At 64.4% G+C, this 7,996-nt stretch carries 6 protein-coding genes; 5 read left to right on the top strand and 1 reads right to left on the bottom strand.

Features of this window, described 5'->3' with window-relative positions; genetic code table 11:
* Positions 1 to 99 precede the first annotated feature (99 nt).
* Positions 100 to 621 (top strand): 3-hydroxyacyl-[acyl-carrier-protein] dehydratase FabA, encoded by a 522-nt coding sequence (gene fabA, locus AADJ04_RS10625; protein WP_044395689.1) that lies wholly within the window; start codon positions 100 to 102, stop codon positions 619 to 621.
* Positions 618 to 1,841 carry a beta-ketoacyl-ACP synthase I gene (fabB, locus tag AADJ04_RS10630; RefSeq protein ID WP_341239596.1) on the top strand — a complete coding sequence of 408 codons (1,224 nt, stop codon included), beginning with the start codon at positions 618 to 620 and terminating at the stop codon, positions 1,839 to 1,841. The genes fabA and fabB overlap by 4 nt, the downstream gene beginning before the upstream one ends.
* A 139-nt stretch (positions 1,842 to 1,980) precedes the next feature.
* Here fabB and AADJ04_RS10635 read toward each other — a convergent pair whose 3' ends face one another.
* Complete coding sequence (locus tag AADJ04_RS10635) at positions 1,981 to 3,900, bottom strand: choice-of-anchor I family protein (RefSeq protein ID WP_288484882.1); 1,920 nt, start codon at positions 3,898 to 3,900, stop codon at positions 1,981 to 1,983.
* Between the two features lie 243 nt (positions 3,901 to 4,143).
* Between AADJ04_RS10635 and glyQ the strand changes: the two genes are divergently transcribed.
* The 3 genes from glyQ to gmhB all read left to right on the top strand — a co-directional run.
* Positions 4,144 to 5,049 carry a glycine--tRNA ligase subunit alpha gene (gene glyQ, locus AADJ04_RS10640; protein WP_005799952.1) on the top strand — a complete coding sequence of 302 codons (906 nt, stop codon included), beginning with the start codon at positions 4,144 to 4,146 and terminating at the stop codon, positions 5,047 to 5,049.
* A gap of 188 nt (positions 5,050 to 5,237) precedes the next feature.
* Entirely contained in the window at positions 5,238 to 7,391 is a 2,154-nt protein-coding gene (gene glyS, locus AADJ04_RS10645) for a glycine--tRNA ligase subunit beta (RefSeq protein WP_288484876.1), read from the top strand.
* Between the two features lie 72 nt (positions 7,392 to 7,463).
* A partial coding sequence (gmhB, locus tag AADJ04_RS10650; RefSeq protein WP_341239597.1) for a D-glycero-beta-D-manno-heptose 1,7-bisphosphate 7-phosphatase occupies positions 7,464 to 7,996 on the top strand: 533 nt, incomplete at its 3' end.

Below are 7,996 nucleotides of genomic sequence, written 5' to 3' on the forward strand. Positions count from 1 at the left end.
CACGCTTACCTTGGATAATAGGGGCCCGCAACCAGGGGCTACGGTTGCACGAACGATGATTTGAGGCGGCCAAGCCGCCGTTCTGGAGCACGACTGAAAATGGCAGATTCCTTTTCCTATGAACAACTGATCGCCTCGGGCGAGGGACGGCTGTTCAACGCCGACAGCGGGCGTCTGCCGCTGCCACCCATGCTGATGTTCGATCGCATCACGCACATCGACAGCGATGGGGGCGCACACGGCTTGGGAAAAATCCGCGCTGAACTGGACGTCAAGCCAGACCTCTGGTTCTTCGCCTGCCACTTCCAGGGCGACCCCGTCATGCCCGGCTGTCTGGGCCTGGATGCCATGTGGCAGCTCATCGGTTTTTACCTGACCTGGCTGCAATTGCCCGGCCGTGGCCGCGCGCTGGGCGCGGGCGAAGTCAAGTTCACCGGCGAAGTTGGCCCCGACGTGAAGCTGGTGACGTACGAAATCGACATCAAGCGCGTCATCAAGCGCAAGCTGGTCATGGCCATTGGCGATGCCCGTTTGCTGGCCGATGGCAAGGAAATTTATGTCGCCAACGACCTGCGTGTAGGTTTGTTCAAACGTGAGGAAGACGGCAAGGACGCAGCATGACCAAAAAGCGCGTAGTCATCACCGGCGCGGGCATCGTCTCGTGCATTGGCAACGATCTGGCCACCGTGGAAGCCTCGCTGCGTGCGGGCAAGAGCGGTATCAAGGCCGTGGAAAAGTTCAAGGAACTGGGTCTGCGCAGCCAGGTGGGCGGCGCGCCTGAGATCGACATCGAAGCGCGCATTGACCGCAAGCAGTTGCGCTTCATGGGCGACGCGGCTGCCTATGCGCAGATCGCTCTGGAAGATGCGATCCAGCAGGCGGGCCTCACGCCCGAGCAAGTCAGCCACCCACGCACTGGCCTCATCATGGGCTCGGGCGGCGGCTCGCCCGCCAACCAGATCGAAGCGGCCGACACGCTGCGCGAGAAGGGCATCCGCCGCGTCGGGCCCTACCAGGTCACGCGCTGCATGAGCTCCACGGTGTCTGCCTGCCTGGCCACCAACTTCAAGGTCAAGGGCATCAATTATTCCATCACCTCGGCTTGCTCCACCTCGGCGCACTGCATTGGCGCGGCAGCCCAGCAGATCGCCTGGGGCATGCAGGACGTGATGTTTGCTGGCGGTGGTGAAGAGCTGAGCTGGGGCATGTCGCTGCTGTTTGACGGCATGGGTGCCATGTCCAGCAAGTACAACGAAACGCCCGAGAAAGCCTCGCGCGCCTACGACGCTAACCGCGACGGTTTCGTGATCGCCGGCGGCGGCGGTGCCGTGGTGCTGGAAAGCCTGGACCACGCCCTGGCCCGTGGCGCCAACATTCTGGCCGAAGTGGTGGGCTTTGGTGCCACCAGCGACGGCGAAGACATGGTGGCCCCTTCGGGCGACGGTGCCATTGCCTGCATGCAGCAGGCCATGGAAGGGCTCGACACCCCCATCGACTACATCAACACGCACGGCACCTCCACTCCGGTGGGTGACATGCAGGAAGTGCGCGCCATGCGTGCCCTGTTCGGCGACAAGGTGCCGCCGTTCTCGTCCACCAAGTCGCTCACCGGCCACTCGCTGGGCGCCACGGGCGTGCAAGAAGCCATCTACTGCATGATCATGCTGAACAAGGGCTTTATCGCCGGCTCGGCCAATGTGGAAACGCCCGACCCCGCGTTGGGCGACATGCCCTTGGTGACGCAGACGCGCGATGCGCAGTTGAACACGGTGCTGTCCAACAGCTTCGGTTTTGGTGGCACCAACGCCAGCCTGGTGCTGCGCCGCTGGACTGGCGCTTGACGGACGGGGCGCTTTCCCGCAGCCCCAGGTAGACTGATAAAAAAGGGCGTTGGCTTTTGAAGCCAACGCCCTTTTTTTTGGACTGCATCGGATGAGCCCTGGCGCGCAGTGCATGCGCCGCGCCAGGGTTCATCGGCGGTCAGTACGCCAGGTTGAGCTGGAAGATCGCTGTGCTGCCGCTGACTTCATTGCCCACCAGCAGCAGGGGCTTGCCATTGGGCGAATCCTTGGCGGGAACGAAGGCCAAGCCTTCGGGGCCCAGATCGCCCACCTTGTCCAGTGCGGGTGGGGTGGCGGCGCCAAATGCAGTTGTCCAGTTTTCGCGGGTGTTGATGTAGTCCACGCGCTTGGGTGTCTTGGCATCGGTGATGTCGAACACCAGCACGCCGCCCATGCGCTCCAGTCCCACGAAGGCAAACGTCTTGCTGCCGATGGTGCCCACAGCCAAGCCTTCTGGCTCTGGTCCCTTGGCAGAGCTGCGTGCATCCAGGGCAGCGGTGGCGTCATGGCCGCTGTTGAAGTAGGTCTTGCAGGCGATGTCGCGCTTGGCACCCAGCTTGCAGTCGTCGCTGGCCAGGAACTGCTCGATGGCTGCGCCCGAATCCCACACCTGCTTGCCCTGGGCATCCCAGATGGAGATGGAGCGGCCGCCGTAGGCATAGAGCTTGTCGTACATCAGACGATTGCCAGCGGGGTCTACCTGACCTGCGGCGTTGTACCACTTGGGGCTGCCGTCGGCATTGGTTTGGTAGCCCTGGGTCCAGGTCACCTTCAAGCGGCCGAGCTTGTCGTCGTCGCGGCAGGTCTTGGGGTCGCCGGCCACGGCGCCGCACCAGGCGAAGTTGGCTGGGTTGAGCAGTGCGCCGCCGTTGCCCTTGGCCAGGGCGATCAGGTGGGCGGGCAGGTCATCGTCAGCACGGCGCAGGAAGCCGTCCTTGTGCACCAGGTGCTTGACGCGCCACTCTTCTACAAAACCCTTGGTCACATCGCCAGGGCCCTTGGCGCCGTTGCCAAAATAGGCTGGCGTGCCTTCGCCCCAAGCGCGGGCGTCGCCCTCGTTGGCGCTGACCAGGTAGGTCTGGCCGTCGCCCGCCTGGTAGGCGGCAATGGCGTCGGGCTGGTACATGCCCAGCACGTTGGGGGCGGTGGTGATGTTGATCACGGGGCTCTTGCCGTCGCTGTCGGCAAAGTCTAGGGCGTTGGCGGCCACGCCGTGGTCCTTGTAGCCCAGTGCCACGATGTCGGTGACGGCGGCCTTGGCGATGTCCACGATGGCCAGGGCGTTGTTCTCTTGCAGGGTCACCCAGGCGGTCTTGCCATCGGCCGATACGGCAATGTATTCGGGCTCCAGATCCTGTGCCACCGTGGCGCGGCCCCTGCCGTCTGCCGTGGGGCCAAACAGGCGCACGCCCTTGGTCATCAGCTCAGCGGCGCGGCTGTTGAAAGCTTTGAAGTCGGCGGTGCGCACCACGGGCGCGCCGGGGTTGCTCACATCCACAATGCTGATGGAACCTTCGGGGTCAACCTGGTAGTCATCGCTGGGCTCGGCTTCGTTGGCGACCAAGATGGTCTTGCCATCGGGCGTGAAGGTCAGCATGTCGGGCTGTGCACCGACGGGGGCGGAGCCTAGCAGCTTCAGGTCTGCGGCCTGGTAGATGGCGATGCGGCCAGCATCGGTCTTGGGCTTGGCCTGAATGGCGATGGCCACCAGCCCGTTCTTTACGGCCACGCTGTTGACTTCGCCGTTGGTCAGTACGGCTGCGCCGTTGACTTCCCCGACTTTCTTGGGGTTCTTGGGGTCGCTCAGATCCAGCACATCCAGCTTGCCTGACTGTGCATTGACCACGAAAGCGCGCTTGGAGGCTGCATCAAAAGCAGGAATTTCTGCCGCACTCTTGAGGAACTGCCCGGCAGAGTAGCCGCCAATTTTTTCGAGCTGCAGCGAGGCGGGGGTGCGTTCGGGCTCATCGTCGCTACCGCCACAGGCGGCAAGGGCGGCCACGGCCAGCAGGGAGATACCGAAAAGCTTGCGGTGAGAGGCGTTCAACAGAGGATTCATGTGGGGTAGTTGCTGGTGAGTGGGTCAAAACAGATCACGCTGGATTGAATCTCACCTCCATGACGGTTTTGTGAATGTCGTGGTGTGGCCTAAGGTGGCCTGCATCTCTGGTGTGCAGTGCGTGCCCTGGAGGCTGTTCCCCCGTCCGGGTGCGATGGGCGCCGTAAAATCGACGCTTGCGCAGTGCAAACTGCCCTCGATTCACCGGCGCAGGCTCCGCCTGCGGTAAGTCAGACACCATCCATGCTCACCTTCCAACAAATCATCCTGAAGCTGCAGTCTTACTGGGACGCCCAGGGCTGCGCCCTTTTGCAGCCCTACGACATGGAAGTGGGCGCAGGCACCTCGCACACCGCCACCTTCCTGCGCGCCATTGGCCCCGAGCCCTGGAAGGCCGCCTACGTGCAGCCCAGCCGCCGCCCCAAGGACGGCCGCTATGGCGAGAACCCCAACCGCCTGCAGCACTACTACCAGTACCAGGTGGTGCTCAAGCCCGCACCGGCCAACATCCTGGAGCTGTACCTGGGCAGCCTCGAAGCCCTGGGCTTTGACCTCAAGAAGAACGACATCCGCTTCGTGGAAGACGACTGGGAAAACCCCACACTTGGCGCCTGGGGCCTGGGCTGGGAAGTCTGGCTCAACGGCATGGAAGTGACGCAGTTCACCTACTTCCAGCAAGTGGGCGGCATTGACTGCAAACCCGCTACCGGCGAGATCACCTACGGTCTGGAGCGTCTGGCCATGTACCTGCAAGGCGTGGACAACGTCTACAACCTGCAGTGGACTGACACCCTGAAGTACGGCGACGTTTACCACCAGAACGAGGTGGAGCAGTCCACCTACAACTTCGAGCACTCCGACGCCGACTTCCTGTTTACTGCGTTCAACGCGCACGAAAAGCAGGCCAAGTACCTGATGGAGCAACAACTGGCGCTGCCTGCGTATGAGCAAGTGCTCAAGGCTGCGCACAGCTTCAACCTGCTGGACGCCCGCGGCGCCATCAGCGTGACCGAGCGCGCTGCGTACATCGGCCGCATCCGCAACCTGGCCCGCGCCGTGGCGCAAAGCTATTACGAGAGCCGCGAACGCCTGGGCTTCCCCATGGCGCCGCGCGAGTGGGTGGAGCAGATGCCCAAGAAGGCTGCTTGAAGTGAACACCCCCCTGAGCCGCTGCGCGTCTTCCCCCCGCTCTCGCATTGCCAGGCAATGCGGGCAGGGGGACGCAGCCAGCGCGGCGGGGCGGCCCTGGCGCGGCTGCTTGCGCATGGGGCACGCCAGTTTTCAGGCATCGCTTGCGTAGCGGATGCCGTATTGAATGACGGAATAGAGCCGACAACATGACAACCCAAAACCTACTCGTCGAACTGTTTGTGGAAGAGCTGCCTCCCAAGGCGCTCCAGAAACTGGGCGATGCCTTCGCCACCGTGCTGGGCGACCAGCTCAAGTCCCAGGGCCTGGCCAGCGCCGCCTCGGTGGTCACACCCTATGCCTCGCCCCGCCGCCTGGCCGCCCATGTGACGGCCGTGGCCGACAAGGCCGCCGACAAGGCCGTGCAGCAAAAGCTGATGCCCGTGACCGTGGGTCTGGACGCCAGCGGCAATGCCACCCCTGCGCTGCTGAAAAAGCTGCAAGCGCTGGGTGCGGATGTGTCCAACCCCACAGCCGCCGTGGCCGCCTTGAAGCGCGCCCAGGACGGCAAGGCTGAAGCCCTGTTCTACGACAGCGTGGTGCCCGGCGCGACGCTGCAGGCCGGTTTGCAAAAGGCCTTGGACGAAGCCATCGCCAAGCTCCCCATCCCCAAGGTGATGAGCTACCAGCTCGAAACCGATTGCGGCATGGACAACTTTTTGCCCGGCTGGACCAGCGTGAACTTTGTGCGCCCCGCGCACGGCCTGGTGGCGCTGCACGGCAGTACCGTGGTGCCCGTGAAGGCGCTGGGCCTCACGGCTGGCAACAGCACGCAAGGCCACCGCTTTGAAGCGGCCGTGTCGCCCGTGGTGCTGGCAGACGCCGACAGCTACGCCGCTACGCTGCAAAAAGACGGTGCCGTGATCGCCAGCTTTGCCGAGCGCAAGGCTGAAATCGCCCGCCAGCTGGCCGCGGCCGCCGCCAAAGTGGGCAACGGTGCCCGCCCCATTGAAGACGATGCCCTGCTCGACGAAGTGACCGCGCTGGTCGAGCGCCCCAACGTCGTCATCTGCCAGTTTGAAGAGCAGTTCCTGGGCGTGCCACAAGAGTGCCTCATCCTCACGATGAAGGCCAACCAGAAGTACTTCCCGCTGCTGGACGCTGCAGGCAAGCTGACCAACAAGTTCCTGGTGGTGAGCAACATCAGCCCCGAGGACACCAGCTTTGTGACCGGCGGCAACGAGCGCGTGGTGCGCCCCCGTCTGGCCGATGCGAAATTCTTCTTTGACCAGGACCGCAAGAAAACCCTGGCCTCGCGCGTCGAAGGCCTGGGCAAGGTCGTGTACCACAACAAGCTGGGCACGCAGGGCGAGCGCGTGGAGCGCGTGCGCGCCATTGCCAAAGCCATCGCACAGCAGCTGGGCGACGCTCAATTGGTGGCAGACGCGGACCAAGCCGCTTTGCTGGCCAAGACCGACCTCGTGACCGACATGGTGGGCGAGTTCCCTGAGCTGCAAGGCATCATGGGCGGCTACTACGCCCTGAACGACGGCCTGGGCGAGACCGTGGCAAACGCGATCGAAGACCACTACAAGCCCCGCTTTGCGGGCGATGCGCTGCCCCGCAACACCGCAGGCGTGGTGGTGGCCCTGGCCGACAAGCTCGAAACCCTGGTCGGCATGTTCGGCATTGGCAACCTGCCCACCGGCGACCGCGATCCGTTCGCGCTGCGCCGCCATGCGCTGGGCGTGATCCGCATGCTGGTCGAAAAGGACTTGCCGCTGAACTTGAGCGCATTGCTGGCCGGTGCCGTGCCTGCCTTTGGCGACAAGATCACCGATGCCTCGGCGCAGCTCGCCGATTTCATCTACGACCGCCTCGCAGGCAGCCTGCGCGAGCAAGGCTACAGCGCGCAGGAAGTGGACGCCGTGCTGGCCCTGCGCCCACAGCGCCTGGCCCTGGTGCAAAAGCAGCTGGCGGCCGTGCGTGCCTTTGCCGCGCTGCCCGAAGCCCCTGCGCTGGCCGCTGCCAACAAGCGCGTGGGCAACATCCTGAAAAAGGCCGAAGTGGAAGGCCCCGTGGACGCACACGTGAACCCCGCGCTGCTGCAAGAGCAGGCCGAGAAGGATTTGTTCGCCGCCTTGCAGCGCTTTGTGCCCGAGGCCAATGCGCAGTTTGATGCGGGCGACTACACCGCCAGCCTGCAAACCCTGGCCGTGCTGCGCGCGCCGGTGGATGCGTTCTTTGACGACGTGATGGTGAACGCCGAGCAACTGGACCTGCGCCTGAACCGCCAGGGCCTGCTCAAGAGCCTGCACGAAGCCATGAACCGCGTGGCCGATCTCTCGCGCCTGGCCGCTTGAGGCCCTGCGGCCTGATGTGCATTTGGTGGCTCTGGTAGGCTGGTGCTGGTGACCTCGCAACGGAAGCAACCCATGAAACTCGCCATCCTCGACCGTGACGGCCTGCTCAACGCCCTGGGCGATGACTACATCACCTCGGCGGACGACTGGGCGCCAGTGCCGGGCGCGCTGGAGGCCATTGCACGGCTGAACCACGCGGGCTGGCATGTGGTGGTGGCCACCAACCAGCCCGGGCTGGGCCGGGGCTTGCTGGATGTGGTGGCCCTCAACGCCATCCACACCAAAATGCACCGGCAGATGGCGGCGGTGGGCGGGCGCATCGACGCCGTCTTCTACTGCCCCCACACCGCCGAAGAGGAATGCAGCTGCCGCAAGCCCGCCCCGGGCCTGCTGGAGCAGATTTGCGAGCGCTATGGCGTGAAGCCGCACGATGTGCTGGTGGTGGGCAACTGCCAGGCGCACCTGCAAGCGGGGGCCGCCCTGGGGGCCAAGTTGCACCTGGTGTGCACCGGCCATGCCGCCGGGCTGCAGCCGGGGCAGGCGCTGCCCGAGGGCTGGCCTGCGGGCATTAAGGCGCATGCCAGCCTAGCGCAATGGGGAGAGCA

It is taken from the genome of uncultured Acidovorax sp. (genome assembly GCF_964021665.1).
Lineage (GTDB): Bacteria > Pseudomonadota > Gammaproteobacteria > Burkholderiales > Burkholderiaceae_C > Acidovorax > Acidovorax temperans.